12 protein-coding genes and 1 pseudogene are annotated in these 14,606 nt (G+C 67.6%); 8 read left to right on the forward strand and 5 right to left on the reverse strand.

Features of this window, described 5'->3' with window-relative positions:
- Positions 1-6: 6 nt before the first annotated feature.
- From infB to MBENS4_RS24720, 3 genes are all read left to right on the forward strand, one after another.
- Positions 7-2,868, forward strand: a complete 2,862-nt coding sequence (infB, locus tag MBENS4_RS10235) for a translation initiation factor IF-2 (protein WP_039390537.1) — start codon at positions 7-9, stop codon at positions 2,866-2,868.
- 230 nt (positions 2,869-3,098) lie between these two features.
- Positions 3,099-3,632: a DUF1697 domain-containing protein gene (locus MBENS4_RS10240; RefSeq protein WP_039390539.1), complete on the forward strand. Its 534-nt coding sequence runs from the start codon at positions 3,099-3,101 to the stop codon at positions 3,630-3,632.
- Between the two features lie 77 nt (positions 3,633-3,709).
- On the forward strand, positions 3,710-3,871 hold the full coding sequence (locus MBENS4_RS24720) for a YqaE/Pmp3 family membrane protein (protein ID WP_226635131.1): 162 nt from the start codon (positions 3,710-3,712) through the stop codon (positions 3,869-3,871).
- Between the two features lie 186 nt (positions 3,872-4,057).
- Here the strand turns inward: MBENS4_RS24720 and MBENS4_RS10250 are convergent, their stop codons facing one another.
- Positions 4,058-4,426, reverse strand: coding sequence for an RcnB family protein (locus MBENS4_RS10250; RefSeq protein ID WP_039390540.1), 369 nt, complete (start codon positions 4,424-4,426; stop codon positions 4,058-4,060).
- Positions 4,427-4,536: 110 nt separating this feature from the next.
- Here MBENS4_RS10250 and rbfA point away from each other — a divergent pair, with 110 nt between their 5' ends.
- Positions 4,537-4,953 (forward strand): 30S ribosome-binding factor RbfA, encoded by a 417-nt coding sequence (rbfA, locus tag MBENS4_RS10255; protein ID WP_039390542.1) that lies wholly within the window; start codon positions 4,537-4,539, stop codon positions 4,951-4,953.
- 88 nt (positions 4,954-5,041) lie between these two features.
- On the opposite strand, the gene MBENS4_RS10260 is transcribed toward rbfA, so the two are convergent.
- A complete protein-coding gene (locus MBENS4_RS10260) occupies positions 5,042-6,697 on the reverse strand; it encodes a DUF1963 domain-containing protein (RefSeq protein ID WP_144400888.1) in 1,656 nt (551 codons plus the stop codon).
- A 156-nt stretch (positions 6,698-6,853) separates the two neighbouring features.
- Here MBENS4_RS10260 and MBENS4_RS10265 point away from each other — a divergent pair, with 156 nt between their 5' ends.
- Together MBENS4_RS10265 and MBENS4_RS10270 are read left to right on the forward strand one after the other, a co-directional pair.
- Entirely contained in the window at positions 6,854-7,444 is a 591-nt protein-coding gene (locus MBENS4_RS10265) for a thymidine kinase (RefSeq protein WP_039390543.1), read from the forward strand.
- A 64-nt stretch (positions 7,445-7,508) separates the two neighbouring features.
- On the forward strand, positions 7,509-8,201 hold the full coding sequence (locus MBENS4_RS10270; RefSeq protein WP_039390544.1) for a site-2 protease family protein: 693 nt from the start codon (positions 7,509-7,511) through the stop codon (positions 8,199-8,201).
- Here MBENS4_RS10270 and MBENS4_RS10275 read toward each other — a convergent pair.
- From MBENS4_RS10275 to MBENS4_RS10285, 3 genes and pseudogenes are all read right to left on the reverse strand, one after another.
- Entirely contained in the window at positions 8,198-9,403 is a 1,206-nt protein-coding gene (locus MBENS4_RS10275; protein WP_052322184.1) for a GGDEF domain-containing protein, read from the reverse strand. The genes MBENS4_RS10270 and MBENS4_RS10275 overlap by 4 nt on opposite strands.
- A gap of 152 nt (positions 9,404-9,555) precedes the next feature.
- A complete protein-coding gene (locus MBENS4_RS10280) occupies positions 9,556-10,308 on the reverse strand; it encodes a peptidylprolyl isomerase (protein ID WP_039390558.1) in 753 nt (250 codons plus the stop codon).
- Positions 10,309-10,419: 111 nt separating this feature from the next.
- Positions 10,420-11,126, reverse strand: a pseudogene (locus MBENS4_RS10285) (GcrA family cell cycle regulator).
- A 97-nt stretch (positions 11,127-11,223) separates the two neighbouring features.
- Between MBENS4_RS10285 and MBENS4_RS10290 the strand changes: the two are divergent.
- Positions 11,224-12,102, forward strand: a complete 879-nt coding sequence (locus tag MBENS4_RS10290) for an ABC transporter permease (protein WP_039390560.1) — start codon at positions 11,224-11,226, stop codon at positions 12,100-12,102.
- A 107-nt stretch (positions 12,103-12,209) separates the two neighbouring features.
- Positions 12,210-14,477, forward strand: coding sequence for a putative bifunctional diguanylate cyclase/phosphodiesterase (locus tag MBENS4_RS10295; RefSeq protein WP_242404863.1), 2,268 nt, complete (start codon positions 12,210-12,212; stop codon positions 14,475-14,477).
- The last annotated feature ends 129 nt before the right edge of the window (positions 14,478-14,606 follow it).

Genomic DNA, 14,606 nt, shown 5'->3' on the forward strand with positions numbered 1-14,606 from the left:
AGAATTATGAGCGAGACCGATAACAAACCGACCCTGGGCCGCAAGCCGCTTGGGCTGAAGCGTTCCGTGGAAGCCGGTGAGGTCAAGCAGACCTTCAGCCACGGCCGCACCAACAAGGTCGTGGTGGAAGTCAAGCGTCGCAAGGTGATTGGCAAGCCGGGCGCGGACACCGCGAGCGAAAGCAAGGCGGCCGAGACCAAGGCCCCCGAAACGAAGGCTCCCGAGGCCGAGGCCCCGGCGCCCGCGCCGACCCCGGCTCCGGCACCCACTCCGGCTCCGGCCCCCGAGGCCAAGACCGAAGCGCCGGCCGCTCCGGCACCCGCGCCTGCGCCCGCTCCCAAGGCGGACGCGGCTCCGGCACCCGAGGCGAAGGCCGCTTCCGAGCCCGAGGCCAAGGCGGCCCCGGCCCCCAAGCCCGCTCCGGCACCTGCTGCAAAGGCGGCGCCTGCGCCCAAGGCCGCTCCGGCGCCCCGCCCGCGCAAGCCCGCGCCGCCGCGCAAGGGCCCTCCCGGTGAAACGCCGCAGGAGCGCGTGAAGCGTCTCCAGCGCGAGGCCGAGGAAGACCGCCTGCGCATGGGCGAGGAAAACCGTCGCCGCGAGGAAGAAGCCAAGCTTCAGGCGATCGAGGAAGAAAAGCGCCGCGCCGAAGATAACCGCCGCGCCGAGGAAGAAGCAGCTGTGAAGGCCGCTGCCGACGCCAAGGCCAAGGCGGAAGCCGAAGCACAGGCCAAGGCCGAAGCCGAAGCGGTGGCCAAGGCCGCGCCTGCGGAGGACAGCAAGCCCGCCGCCGCAACGTCGGCATCGGATAACGGCGCTGCTGCACCCGGTCCGCGCCGCTTCACCCCAGTCAAGCGTCCCGAACCCGCGCGCAAGCCCGAGGGGGCCGGTGCGGCTGGTGGTGCCAAGCCGGCGGTCGCCAAGAAGGGCGGCGCGCCTGCGCGCGGCGCCGAGCGCAAGAACGACCGCCGCCAGTCGGGCAAGCTCACGGTCAACCGTGCGCTGAACGACGACGAGGGTGCACGTGCACGTTCGCTCGCCGCGCTCAAGCGTGCGCGTGAGAAGGAGCGCCGTGCGCAGTTCTCGGGCCGCTCGCAGCCGCGCGAGAAGCAGGTGCGCGATGTCATCGTGCCCGAGGCGATCACCGTCCAGGAACTCGCCAACCGCATGGCCGAGAAGGGTGCCGACCTTGTGAAGGCGCTGTTCAACATGGGCATGATGGTCACCGTCAACCAGACGATCGACCAGGATACGGCCGAGCTGCTGGTCGAGGAATTCGGCCACAACATCGAGCGTGTCTCCTCGAGCGACGTGGACATCAACGTCGACAGCGACGTCGATGCGCCCGAGACGCTGAAGCCGCGTGCGCCGGTCGTGACCATCATGGGCCACGTCGACCACGGCAAGACCTCGCTGCTCGATGCCCTTCGCGGCACCGACGTGGTGCGCGGCGAAGCTGGTGGCATCACGCAGCACATGGGCGCCTACCAGATCAAGACCAAGGGCGGGGACAAGATCACCTTCCTCGACACCCCGGGTCACGCGGCCTTCACCCAGATGCGTATGCGCGGTGCCAACGTCACCGACATCGTCATCCTGGTCGTGGCCGCCGACGACGGCATCATGCCGCAGACGATCGAGGCCATCAATCACACCAAGGCCGCGGGCGTTCCCATGATCGTCGCAATCAACAAGTGCGACAAGGAAGAGGCGAATGCCCAGAAGGTGCGCGAGCGTCTGCTCGAGCATGAGGTCATCGTCGAGGCCATGTCGGGCGATGTGCAGGACGTCGAAGTCTCGGCCAAGACCGGCAAGGGCCTCGATGAACTGATCGAGAAGCTGCTGCTCCAGGCCGAGTTCATGGAGCTCAAGGCCAACCCGGACCGCAACGCGGTGGGCACCGTGATCGAAGCCAAGCTCGACAAGGGCAAGGGTCCGGTCGCCACGGTTCTCGTCAACCGCGGTACGCTCAAGCGCGGCGACATCTTCGTCGTCGGCACCGAGAGCGGCCGTGTACGCGCCATGAACGACGACAAGGGCAAGCAGGTCAAGGAAGCTGGCCCCTCGATGCCGATCGAGGTGCTGGGTCTTGGCGGCGTGCCGATGGCCGGCGACGTGCTGACCGTGGTCGAGAGTGAACAGCGTGCCCGCGAGGTCTCCTCGTGGCGCCAGGAGCAGGCAACCGCCAAGCGCACCGCCACGGCTCCGGCCTCGCTCGACACGATGTTCTCCGCGCTCAAGGCCAAGCAGGACGTCATCGAGTACCCCGTCGTCATCAAGGCCGACGTGCAGGGCTCGGTGGAAGCGATCGCAGCCGCGCTCCACAATCTCTCGAACGACGAGATCAAGGTGCGCATCCTGCACTCGGGCGTGGGCGCCATCACCGAGACCGACGTCTCGCTGGCATCCGCTTCGGGCGCTCCGATCATCGGCTTCAACGTCCGTCCGAACGCCAAGGCGCGCGAGCAGATCGAGAAGAGCAAGACCGCGATGATGTATTACGACGTCATCTACGAGCTCACCGAGGAAGTCGCCAAGCAGATGGCCGGCATCTGGGGCCCCGAGAAGATCGAAACCGTCGTCGGCCGCGCCGAGGTCAAGCAGGTCTTCCCGGCCGGCAAGAAGGACAAGGCAGCGGGTCTTCTCGTTGTCGAGGGCGCGATCCGCAAGGGTCTCCACGCCCGTCTTACCCGCAACGACGTCATCGTTTCGGCAACGACCATCGCCTCGCTGCGTCGCTTCAAGGACGACGTGGACGAAGTGCGTACCGGCCTCGAGTGCGGTGTGGTCCTGGCCGACACGAACGACATTCGTGCGGGCGACCAGCTCGAAGTCTTCGAGGTCAGCCATCGCGAGCGTACGCTGGGCTGATAGGCCTTGCCCGTCTCGCGAAAGCGACACAGACAGCTGCGGCCCGCGTCGGACACCACGTCCGGCGTGGGCCGTCGCCGTTTGGGGCGCGGCAAAAGGGGGATTGGGGGAAAACTGGCTGGCGGACTTGCCGATGCGGCTGTCTCCCAGGGGCTGGAACGGCTAGGCTGCGGGTGTTTTTCCGCGCTGGCCTGTCTGGGCGGCGTGGCCTTGTTCGGAGTTCTTCGCTGATGCCCCGCTACTGCGCCTTCTTCAGTTCGCTCAACGTGGGCGGCAACCGCCTGACGATGGAGGAACTGCGCCACGCGCTGCGGCGCGAGGAGATCGACAACGTCGAGACCGTGATCGCCAGCGGCAATGTCCTGTTCGATTACGAGGACCGGCCCACCGAGGGGCTGGAGGAGCTCTTTGGGTTCATCATGGCCGAGCGCTTCGACATCGACAGCTTCGTCGCGATCCGTACGAAGGACGAGGTGCGCGCGGCGCTGGAGGACAACCCCTTCGTGGGCTTTGGCGAGGACGCACAGGTCCACACCCATTTCCTGCAGTCCCAGCCCCCTCAGGAGAACTTCGACGCGCTCCTCGCCGCCTACAAGGGCCGGGGCGAGGAGAAGTTCGCGCTCGGCGAACGCTGCCTCTTCGTGGATTACGTCCACGGCGTGGGGCAAAGCCGTCTGACCCCGGCCTTCATTGAGCGGCGTCTGGGGTGCCGCACGACCGCGCGCAACGCCCGCTCGCTGGGACGCATTCTCGCCAAGATGTGAAAGCCATCCGGGGCCGGTTTCGCAGCTGCGGAACGAGTCGCCGGATGCCGGGTTGTCCCTGCAAAGGAGATACCCCGATGATGTCACTGATAACGCTGGTCGCGACCGTTCTCTTGCCGCCGCTTGGCGTCGCCTTGAAGCATGGGCTGGGCAAGACGTTCCTGCTCAACCTGATCCTCACGATCATCCTGTTCCTGCCCGGTCTGCTGCACGGCATCTACGTCAACTACATGCGCTGAGCTGGTTGTCTGTGTCGGCACCAGAAGGGCAAGCGAAGGGAGGGGGCGAGGGCCATTGCCCTCGGGTTCCCCAACCTGTCGACCTCACCGGTCGCGGCCCGCGTGGCGCGTCTAAGGTGAGGTCGACCGTTCAGGGGCGGGGGCCATGGCCCCTTGAGAGCGGGTCTGTCCCCCAAGTTCGTCGTCCTAGCGGAACAGGCCGCCATAGACCTGGAAGACCTTGTAGCTGGAGGTCCCGATCAGAAGCACGTCGTTACCCGCGCGCACGTAGCGGTAGCCGCGCTTGGGGGCGGGCAGCTTCCTGAAGCGCTTGTAATCGACGATCTGGTAGTTGCGTGCGTGGGCCTGGTCGAACCTGTCGCCCTTGCGAAAGCTCTTGTAGCTCTTCGGGCTGGCCTTGGCCTTCTTCACATATTTCGCCGGAGCCGGTGCGCCGTGGCGGGTCTGGCTCTTTGCCGTGGGCGCGTGGCCATGTTGCGGCGCGGCCAGGGCAGGCGCGGCGGCGAGGGGAAGGGCCAGGGACGCGCCGAGGAGGGTTGCGACAAGTTTGTTCATTTTATTGTTCCTTTATGTGAACGTCTATACCTCCTTAACCCCACGCCGCATGGAAAGTGGCGTAATCAATTGTTGCAAATTGTCGTGTTCGGCCCACATGGAGGACAACCATGGCTCGACAGCAAATCACACCCGAACAGCACTCCGTCCGCCTGCTCAAGGTGGGCGAGCAGGTGCGCCACGTCATCTCCGAGATCCTCACCCGCCAGCAGGTGCATGACACTACGCTGAGCGGCCACTCGGTCTCGGTCACCGAGGTGCGCATGACGCCGGACCTGCGGCAGGCGACCGTCTACGTGAAGCCGCTCCTCGGCGAGGACGAGGAGGCGGTACTCAAGGCGCTGCGCACGAACACGGCCTATTTCCAGAAGGAGGTGGCCCAGCGCCTCAAGCTCAGGTTCGCGGCCAAGATCCGCTTCCGCGCCGACGAGACTTTCGACGAGGCGAGCCGGATCGATGCGCTTCTGAACGACCCGCGCGTCCAGCGCGACCTCGACGACGAGGAAAAGGACGGCGACGAAGACTGATCGCACCATCGCCTTGCGCCAACCAAAAGAGGCCCGGACACTGTGTCCGGGCCTCTTTTGGTGTGTGGGGCTGGAATGGCTGGAGCTATCAGCCGGGCACGAAGAGGGCGCGGGCGCGGTCCCAGTTGCCCAGAGCGGCGTCCTCGGGCGCGATGCGGATCTGGAAGCGGGCTTCCTCGGGCCAGCACCATTCGATCATGTCGTCCCAGGCGAGGTCGACGAGCACGATCTCCTCGCTGTCCGAGGCGGGCACGAACAGGCGGTGCGTGCCTTCGGCGGGGAGACGGTACTCGGCGTTGAGGCGCGCGAGCATGGCTTCGGGAATTGCCGCGACCGCTTCGGGGGGGCCTGAAATCGCCGCGCGCAGCGAGACGGTCGCCATTTCGGCCAGCGAGCCGGGAATGGCCGGACCGATCAGTTCGCCATAACGCTCGTGCGCTTCGGGCAAGAGATCGCGCACGATCTCGAGTTCCTGCTCGCTCAGCACACCCCAGGGTGCGCGGCCCTCGGTGAAGCTCTCAAGCGCGGCCAGCATGTCAGGCAGCGAGCCGCGTTGTTCCTCGATCCGGGCGAGGTCGGCTTCCAGGCCTTCGATGTCCTCGCGCGCGTCTTCCAGCTCGTAAGGGTCGGTGTCGGGATCGTTCTCGATCCGCTTCAGTTCCTCGCGGGCCTGAAGCAGGTTCGCGCGGTGCGCCGCGATCGGCGCGTCGGCCTGTTCAAGTCCCTCGCGCAGGCGATCGGCGAAGTGCTGGACCGAATGCCACCACAGCGTCTCGACCGGCTCGCCCACGCCCACTGCGTAGAACGGGTGGTCGCGTTCAAGCGCGGTGCCGATGGCGTCTCCGGCATGGACCTCGATGGGCCAGTAGGGAAAGAGCCAGCGGGTCAGGCGCGAGGTGTGCTGCGGGAAGGGCATGGCCGCACCCTCCTCGAAGGCGGGGGGCAGGTCCTGCGGGGGATCGGTGAAGTCGGCGGTAACGTCTACGGCAAGCGGCACGACGCCGCCATCGCCGAGGAACACTGCCAGCGAGCCGGCGCGGGGCAGCGAACCTTCCGCGCTGCACGCGGCGATGTCGGCGAGGTCGATCTGGGCGAGGAAGGGCAGGGCGATGCCGGAAAGGTCGCGCGGCCAGGGCGTATCGCCCAGGCGCGGGAGGCCGCCGAACCAGCTGCTGTCGCCAAACCAGTCGCGACCCGGTTCCCGCACCTTGCGCACCAGGGTGAGCGGGGTGGCGGTGAAGGGCGCGGGCGTGGGCTGCGCAGGCAGGGGCTCGGCCGCAATGGGCTCTGCCGGTACGGGCTGGGCGGGGACCGGCGCGGGCTGTGCCGCGCGTTCGACCTCGGGGGGCGGGGCTGGCCGGGGAGCGGGTGCAGTCGCTTCGACAGGCGCATCTTCGTCCTGTTCGGCCTCGATCAGGTCCTGCGCGCCGGGGGCCTGGGGGTAATGGTCAAGATCGAGTTCGTCGGACGGGTTGAAGAAGAGCTCGCCCTCCTCCTCGTAGCGCGTGCGCGTGGGGATCAGCGCCAGGACGAGCGAGAGCGCGAGGCCGATCCCGATCGCGATGAGGGCGCCGGTGCTGCGCCCGACTGCGGCCTCGATGCCGTCGACCAGGCCGTCGAGCCCGGCGAGGAAGCCGTTGAGCGCGCCATCCGCCGTCGGCGAGGCGACCGGGGCCATCGCGATGTAGATCGCGACCGCTATCGCCAGTCCCATCAGGACGAAGGCGGCGATCATTCGTTTCATGGCGTGCTCCACTGCCGTGCTGTGCTCTGTCGACGGCCGCGCAGGCCGCTTTGTGGACGCGCGCGCCCGGTGCAACTTGGCGTTGATCCTTCCTGCCGGGGAGAACGCAGAGCAAGCCCGTAGACAGCGGCGCGAGCCCTGTTATCCCCAGCAGCGATGGCCAAGCTCTACTTTTACTACGCCAGCATGAACGCCGGGAAGTCGGCGACCCTGCTCCAGGCGAACTTCAACTACAACGAACGCGGCATGCGCACCATGCTGTGGACCGCCGCGCTCGATAGCCGCTCGGGTGGGCTCGACGATGCCTACGCGATCGAGAGCCGGATCGGACTTCATGCCAGCGCGCACCGCTTTGCGCCCGAGACGGACCTCTATGCGCGGGTGAGCGCCGCGCACGCGGCCGAGCCGCTGTCCTGCATCCTCATCGACGAAGCGCAGTTCCTGACAGCAGAGCAGGTCTGGCAATGCGCGCATCTGGCCGACAAGGCCAATATCCCGGTGCTGTGCTACGGCCTGCGCACCGACTTCCAGGGCGCGCTCTTTCCGGGCTCGGCGGTGCTGCTGGGCATCGCGGACACGCTGGTGGAGCTGAAGGGGGTGTGCCACTGCGGGCGCAAGGCCTCGATGAACCTGCGGGTCGATGCCACCGGCGGCGCAGTGAGCGAAGGCGCGCAGACCGAGATCGGCGGCAACGAGCGCTACGTGGCCTTGTGCCGCAAGCATTTCAGCGAGGCGCTGGGCCACTGATCGCTCGGGCTTTCGGGCGGGCGTTCAGCACCCGGCCATAGGGGCCAGGCTAAGGGACGGGACCATGGAACTTACAGCTTTGCAGATGGCGGCGATCCCTCTGCCACTGATCCTCGCCATCGTTTTTCACGAAGTCTCGCACGGCGCCGTGGCGCGCCTGCTCGGCGATCCCACGGCGCACGCGGCCGGGCGCCTGACGCTGAACCCGCTGCGCCATGTCGATCCGGTGGGGACCCTGCTGGTGCCGGGCTTCCTGGCGCTGGTCCACGCGCCGGTCTTCGGGTGGGCGCGGCCGGTTCCGGTGAACAAGCGCCGCCTGAACCATCCGCGCCGCGACATGATGCTGGTGGCCGCGGCAGGGCCGGGGAGCAACCTGGTGCTGGCCGCGCTTTCGGCGGTGCTGTTCGGCCTCCTCGCCCGTTTCCTGCCCGAAGAGGGCGGCGGCGTGAGCGAGTTCGCCGCGCTCAGCCTGACGCTGTTCATCCAGTTCAACGTCTTCCTGGCGCTCTTCAACCTGCTGCCGGTGCCGCCCTTCGATGGCTCGCACATCGTCGAGGGCCTGCTGCCCCCGCCCGCCGCGCGCGTCTATGCCCGGGCGCGGCCCTTCAGCCTGGGGCTCATGTTCCTGATCCTGCTCGGCGTCCCCTATGTCTTTCCCGACTGGAACATCGTCGAGCGGGTGGTTGTCCCGCCCTTCCTGTGGGTGATGGAGCAGTTCTTCGCCCTGGCGCAGGCGGTGGCGGGGCTGAGCGGCTAGGCCGCGGTCCCGGAGGCAGGATCGGGGGGAATGACGCGAAAGCCGTTCCAGTCGTCATGGCCTGCCGCGATGACCCGGTTGCGTCCGGCCAGCTTGGCGCGGAACAGCGCCTCGTCGGCTGCGCGCAGGGCGCTCTTGCGGTTGGGGTAGGCGTGGACGTCGGCGACCCCGGCCGAGAAGCTGATCCGTCCGAAAGGGGTGTTGGTGGCGCGGTTGACGAGACGGCGCGCGGCGATCGACTCGCGCGTCTCGTCGAGGATCGTACAGGCCGTGGCCAGGTTCGATCCACGCAGAAGCACCACGAATTCCTCGCCGCCATGACGTGCGACATGGCACTTGTCGTTGGACAGTTCGGCCAGAGCCTGCGCGACGGTGCGCAGCACGCGGTCCCCGGCCTCGTGGCCGTGGGTGTCGTTGACGCGCTTGAAGCGGTCGATGTCACAGAAGGCAACGCACAGGGGCTCGTTCTTGTCCTTGGCCTGGGCCAGTTCATCCTCGAACACGGCCTCGAAGGCGCGGCGGTTGGGAAGGCCGGTGAGGTGGTCGATCTCGGCCTCGCGGCGGGCATCTTCGAGGCTGCGCTGGAGTGCTTCTGTCTCGCGCTCGGAGCGGGAGATCTCGCGCTCCATGTCGCGGGTACGGCGCAGCATCTCACGCGCGACAGAGGTCAGCGCCGCGATCGCGCTGCTGGCCTCCTGGCACGGCGCGATGCCGCCCAGGGCGTCGACCTGCTCGGCAAGGGTCTCGTTGTAGCTGGTGGTAGCAGAGCGCGCAGCGGTGGCGGTACACCCGAACTTGGCAATGGCGCCCTCAAGCTTGCGCACAAGGGCGTGGATCTGGCGTGCGCCGCTTTCCTCTTCGTCGCAGCGCACCGTCTCTTCAAGCCATTCGACGGTGAGCGGCGCTCCGCTCGCGACATGTTCTCCGACCAGGCGGACCAGCGCGGGGTTGGCGCCGGTCACGACATCGTGCGCGATGGTGAGCGTGTGGGGGCTGACCGGCAATCCGTGCCCCATGAGAAAGCGGGTGATGTCCTCCAGCACATGGCGCCGGCGCTTGTCGGCAGGGCTTTCCGCAGGCCCCGGCAGTGTGTCCGTGGTCGGCGGGGGCGGGGGAGGAGGTTCGTCCTCGCGCGCAGGTCCCAGGCCAAGCCAGCGGGCCCAGCCGGGGCTTCGGGAGGTGCCGGGATCGTGCGCGTTCATGGGCGAGGCTGACCGATAGCTGCGTTGCTCCAGTCCATCGGCGGGCCTTTGCGGGCTCGCTTCCGGGGAGAGGGCAGACTAGCCGGGCACGGTTTCGCCTCGGTTGCGCGCGGGCGCAGGGATTTCCCCTGCGTTGGTGGCGCTGTTCCCCGTCAGCTGGTCGGAGTGGGCGATTCCGCTTCGGTGGCCGGAGATTGGGGCGTCTCGGGCGCCTTGGGCGGCGCGGAGGTGCGCCGGGCGCTCAGGATGGGGACCTCGTTCTCCAGGATGTCGCCCTTCATGACGCCTTCGCCCTTGGTGGCCGAACGCGGCTGCGACCAGATCGCCTTGACCACGTCCATACCCGCAGCAACGTGGCCGAATGCGGCGAAGCCTGCGCCCGGATCCTCGCCGGTGTTGCCGTCCTCGGCGTCGAGGGCAGGCATGTCCGAAAGCATGATCATGAAGTCGGCCGTGGCCGTGCCGGGCGCGAAGCGGGCCATCGAGATCGTGCCCGTAGTGTGCTTGATGCCGGTCTCGTTGGTGCTCTCGTGCGCGACGGGGGCGAAGAGCTTCGCGGCGTTGCGCACGCCGCCCTGGAGCAGGCCCTGGTCCTCACCTTCCCCGTAGGGCAGGTGCATGGCGCGGTAGAACAGCGCGCCATCGAGGTTCTTCGCATCGACGTACTTGAGAAAGTTCGCCGAGGTCTTGGGCGCATGGGTGGTGTCGAGCGCGAGCGTGATCGTGCCCTTGGCGGTCTTGAGCGCGACGTAGGCGTATTCGGCCGGTTCGGGTGCGGGCTCGGCTGGGGCTTCTACCGCAGGCGTCATCGCGCCGGGCGCAGGAGCGGTTTCCTGGGCGGCAAGGCCCGCAGGCACGAGAGCCAATGCGGCGGCAAGGCTGGCGCAGAAGGTCAGGCGGCCCATGGTCGAACTCCCGGTGGCAGTGATCTCGCTGGCTGGGTTTCGGATCCCGGCCCGATGCTCGGGAGCAGCGGGCCGGGATCCGGAGTTTTTCAAAAGTGGCGGGCGGGTGCCTCAGCGCACGCGCGGACCGCCGAAGGGCAGCGGCGGCGGGGGACGGCGCGAACCGCGCGGCAGCTGTGCCTGGTAGGCCCGGCCGCAATGCTCGACGCAGTACGGGAAGCCCGGATTGACCTTGTCGCCGCAGAAGTGGAAGTCCGGCTCACCCGGGTGCCCATCGGCCAGCGGCAGATGCGGTCGTTGAGGTCGAGCAAGCTGGTCTTGTCGGCGATCTCGGGGCTCGGCTTGGCGGGCACGAGGCGGCGCGGCGGCGCCGGCGGGATCGGCGGCTGCTGGTCGCCAGGGCCCTGGCGCAGGAAGCCGCCGGGGCCGACCGAGACGATTCGCGGCTTGTCCGAAGCGGGCGTGTCGGACGCCTCTTCGGTTTCCGGCTCGGGCGCGGGGGCAGGGGCCTGCGGACGCGCTGCGGCCGGCGCGCGGGCCGGAGCCGCGGGCGCGGGACGCGCTTCGCTGGGCGCGGCCGGGGCTGCTGGCGCGGGCGGTGCCTCGCTTGCCGGTTTCGCCTTCTTGGGCGCGGGCGCGCGGGCGGGCTTCTCGTTGGCCTTCACCGGGGAAGGACGCGCCTTCAGGCCCAGGCGGTGGGCCTTGCCGATGACCGCGTTGCGGCTGACGCCCCCGAGTTCTTCCGCGATCTGACTGGCGGTGGCCCCGCCTTCCCACATCTTGGTCAGCTTCTCGATGCGCTCGTCCGTCCAGCTCATTCCTGTTCCGTTCCTCACAGGACAACCGCGCGCGGGTTGTCCGAAATTCAAAAGGTGGCGCTTGCCATGCCAAACGTCAGCCGATAGTCGCCGGGGCATGGACGATCAAACGAATTCGACCGAACTCCACAGTGCCGAGAGGCCCGTTGAGCCCCGCCATTTCCCGGCCAAGGGCGAGCCCATCATCCACACGGTGAACTGGGTCGGGCTCGGAACCCTCTATATGAAGGAGGTGCGCCGCTTCTTCAAGGTCCAGACGCAGACGATCTGGGCGCCTGCGGTGACCACGCTCCTGTTCCTGGTGATCTTCTCGCTGGCGATGGGCCGTGGGGACCGCATGGTGCTGGGCGTGAACTTCGCGACCTTCGTGGCGCCGGGCCTGATCGTGATGGGCATGATGCAGAACTCGTTCGCCAATTCCAGCTTCTCGTTCCTGGCCGGCAAGATCCAGGGCACGATCATCGACTACCTCATGCCGCCCCTGAGCGAAGCCGAACTGATGGCCGCGATGGTGGGGGCTGCGGTCACCCGTGCGGTGATGGTGGGCCTGGCGCTGTCGATCGCAATGCTGCTCTGGCCCGGTGTCGACCTCTCGATGGCGCATCCCTGGGCGGTCGTGTGGTTCGGCCTCATCGGGGCGGTGTTCCTGGCGCTGCTGGGCCTCCTGTCCTCGATCTGGGCGGAAAAGTTCGATCATAACGCGGCGGTGACAAACTTTGTCATCGCCCCTCTCTCGCTGCTTTCAGGTACGTTCTACGTCATCGACAATCTGGCGCCCGCCTTCCAGGTCATCAGCCGCATCAATCCCTTCTTCTACGTGATCTCGGGCTTCCGCTTCGGATTCCTGGGCGAAAGCGACATCGGTGATACCAACATGGACGTGCTGCACAGCGCGCTGGGCATGACGCTTGTCGATGCCGTGCTGGCCGTAGTGGTCTACATGATCCTGCGCTCGGGCTGGAAGCTCAAGGGATAGTTCTCGCGCATGCCGTATCTGCCAAACACGGGAATTTGTTGGGGAAGGCAGAAGGTGGCTTGGGATATTAACCAAATCGCATCCCTTGCGGGGGCAGTCTGGCGCCCGTGAAGGAACGGCGTGCCCATCCCCCCGGGGGCGGTTCGGACCGACGCGGTTCGGCCTTTGCCTTGTCGCTGGCTCTTGCCATCATGGTTCTGGGCACGCTGCTGGTCGCGCTGCTCCAGTGGTCCGGCAGCCAGGTCGATCGGATCGCCCGCGAGCGGGACCAGGCGACCGCGAAGACCGTGGTGGCGCAAAGTGTCGAGCAGATGAGCCATGGGCTCGAGGTCGGCGCGTCCTCCCGCGCGCTGCTGGGCCAGTTGTCCGGCGGCGAGCCCGATCTCGAATGGCTTGATGTCTTCGCCGAGCGCTGGTTCACCGACTACGCGGGCCTCGCCGAGACCTATCTCCTCTCGCCGGAAGGCGCGCCGCTCTACGCGATTCGGGGCAACGCACGGGTCGCAGCGCACAGCTACATCGGGATCGAGCAATACGCCGCTCCGCTGGCCGAACAGATGCGCGCGGCCACCATCCGCAACCGCACCCAGAACGACGGTTCGAGCACGCGCACGCCGGTGGTGGCGGATCTGCGTTTCCTGCGCGGCCGCCCCGCGATCCTCTCGGTAAAGCCGGTCCTGGCCGGCCAGGCGTCCGATGGCGAGCGCGTGGGCGCGGTGCCGATGGTGGTGGGGGTCGCCTATCTCGACGGGTCTTTCTTCGAGCGTCTGGCACAGCACTACGGGTTGGCCGATATGCGCTACCAGTCCGGTCCCCGCACCGGACCGGGTGAGACCTCCGCGCCGCTGCGTGATCGCTCCAGCCAGGTCATGGGCTATCTTGTCTGGCGGGCCTTCGCGCCGGGCCAGCAGGTCGTCTCCGCGCTCGGCCCCGTCTCAATGCTGTTGGTGCTGGTCGTCGCCTCGGTGGTCTTTTTCCTCGCCAGCCGTCTGACCCGGCGGACCCGCGACCTGGCCGAGAGCCGCAGCGAAGCGCACTATCAGGCGCTCCACGATCCGTTGACGGGACTGGCCAACCGCATGATGTTCGAGGCCTGGCTCGATGAGGCGCTCGAGCGCTGCGAGCAGGGCCCGGACGGGGCGGGCCACCTGGCGCTGCTGTGCATTGACCTCGATCGCTTCAAGCTGATCAACGACACGCTGGGCCATCCGGCGGGCGACGAACTGATCCGCCAGGTGGCCGCGCGCCTGCGCGCCGAGGTGCGTGACTACGACATGGTCGCGCGCATGGCGGGGGACGAGTTTGCCATTGCCATCTGCGAGCCCGAGGACCGCGCGGCGGTCGAGGGGATCTGCGCGCGCATTATCGAGCAACTGGCCCGGCCCTTCGACTTGTTCGGCGCGCGCGCCTATATCGGCGGCAGCATTGGCGTTGCCCTCGCTCCCGATGACAGCCGTGAGCGGACCGAGCTGACCCGACGGGTCGACATCGCGCTCACGACGGCCAAGGCCGAGGGGCGCGGGCGTTACCTGTTCTTCACCCCGGCAATGGATGCGAACATCCGTGCGCGCGAAGAGCTGGTGCAGGCGCTGCGCCACGCCGTGCACGAAGACCCGGCGCAGTTGCACGTCCACTACCAGCCCATGTACTGCGCGCGGACCGGTGCCATTCGGGCGGTCGAGGCGTTGTTGCGCTGGGAGCACCCCGAGCGCGGTTTCATCGGCCCGGGCACCTTCATCCCGCAGGCCGAGGAATCGGGGCTGATCGAGGCGCTGGGCAACTTTGTCCTGCGCCGCGCGCTCGAGGACGCGCGGGCTTGGCCCGACGTGCGGGTCAGCGTCAACATCTCGCCCTCGCAGATGCGGTGTACCGATTTCGTGACCCGTGTCCGGGACCTGCTCGAGGAGAGCGGGGTCGCTCCGCAGCGTCTCGAACTGGAGATGACCGAGACCGCGCTCATGGCCTCCTCGCGCGACGTGCGCCGCACGATCGCGGCGCTGCGCGAGCTGGAGGTGGCCTGCGCGCTCGACGATTTCGGGACGGGCTATTCCTCGCTCAGCCACATCCGCGACATGGCGGTCGACCGCATCAAGGTCGACAAGTCCTTCGTCGCGGCGATATCGACACCGCAGGGGGCAGGGCTGGTGGAGGCCATCGTCAGCGTGGCCCGGGTGCACGGCATGGCCGTAACGGCCGAAGGCGTGGAAACCCCGATGCAACTGGCGTTCCTGCGCGACCTGGGATGCCACGAGTTGCAGGGCTTCCTGCTGTCTCATCCGGTCTGTGCGGAAAACCTGTCCGCGCTCCTGGCGGAAAGCCGGGCGGGGCAGGGCCCCGCGCTGCAATGGGCCGGAAGCGACGGCTGGGCGATCTGAGATCGCCGGATAGCGCCGCAAACCGCCGCGCTTAGAGCATTTTCCAATCAGATGGAATCATCTGCTGGTTCAGAAAATGCGTCAAACCAATGATCTAGAGCGGTTGATCCGATGTAATCGGATCGGAAA

The organism is Novosphingobium sp. MBES04 (assembly GCF_000813185.1).
Classification (GTDB): domain Bacteria; phylum Pseudomonadota; class Alphaproteobacteria; order Sphingomonadales; family Sphingomonadaceae; genus Novosphingobium; species Novosphingobium decolorationis.

Bases quoted from the DNA above. Each gene is read 5' to 3' on its own strand.
- rbfA (WP_039390542.1), top strand. From the start codon at position 4,537: ATGGCTCGACAGCAAATCACACCCGAACAGCACTCCGTCCGCCTGCTC.
- MBENS4_RS10240 (WP_039390539.1), top strand. From the start codon at position 3,099: ATGCCCCGCTACTGCGCCTTCTTCAGTTCGCTCAACGTGGGCGGCAAC.
- MBENS4_RS10260 (WP_144400888.1), bottom strand. From the start codon at position 6,697: ATGAAACGAATGATCGCCGCCTTCGTCCTGATGGGACTGGCGATAGCG.
- MBENS4_RS10290 (WP_039390560.1), top strand. From the start codon at position 11,224: ATGGACGATCAAACGAATTCGACCGAACTCCACAGTGCCGAGAGGCCC.
- infB (WP_039390537.1), top strand. From the start codon at position 7: ATGAGCGAGACCGATAACAAACCGACCCTGGGCCGCAAGCCGCTTGGG.
- MBENS4_RS10270 (WP_039390544.1), top strand. From the start codon at position 7,509: ATGGAACTTACAGCTTTGCAGATGGCGGCGATCCCTCTGCCACTGATC.
- MBENS4_RS10265 (WP_039390543.1), top strand. From the start codon at position 6,854: ATGGCCAAGCTCTACTTTTACTACGCCAGCATGAACGCCGGGAAGTCG.
- MBENS4_RS10250 (WP_039390540.1), bottom strand. From the start codon at position 4,426: ATGAACAAACTTGTCGCAACCCTCCTCGGCGCGTCCCTGGCCCTTCCC.
- MBENS4_RS10280 (WP_039390558.1), bottom strand. From the start codon at position 10,308: ATGGGCCGCCTGACCTTCTGCGCCAGCCTTGCCGCCGCATTGGCTCTC.
- MBENS4_RS10275 (WP_052322184.1), bottom strand. From the start codon at position 9,403: ATGAACGCGCACGATCCCGGCACCTCCCGAAGCCCCGGCTGGGCCCGC.
- MBENS4_RS24720 (WP_226635131.1), top strand. From the start codon at position 3,710: ATGATGTCACTGATAACGCTGGTCGCGACCGTTCTCTTGCCGCCGCTT.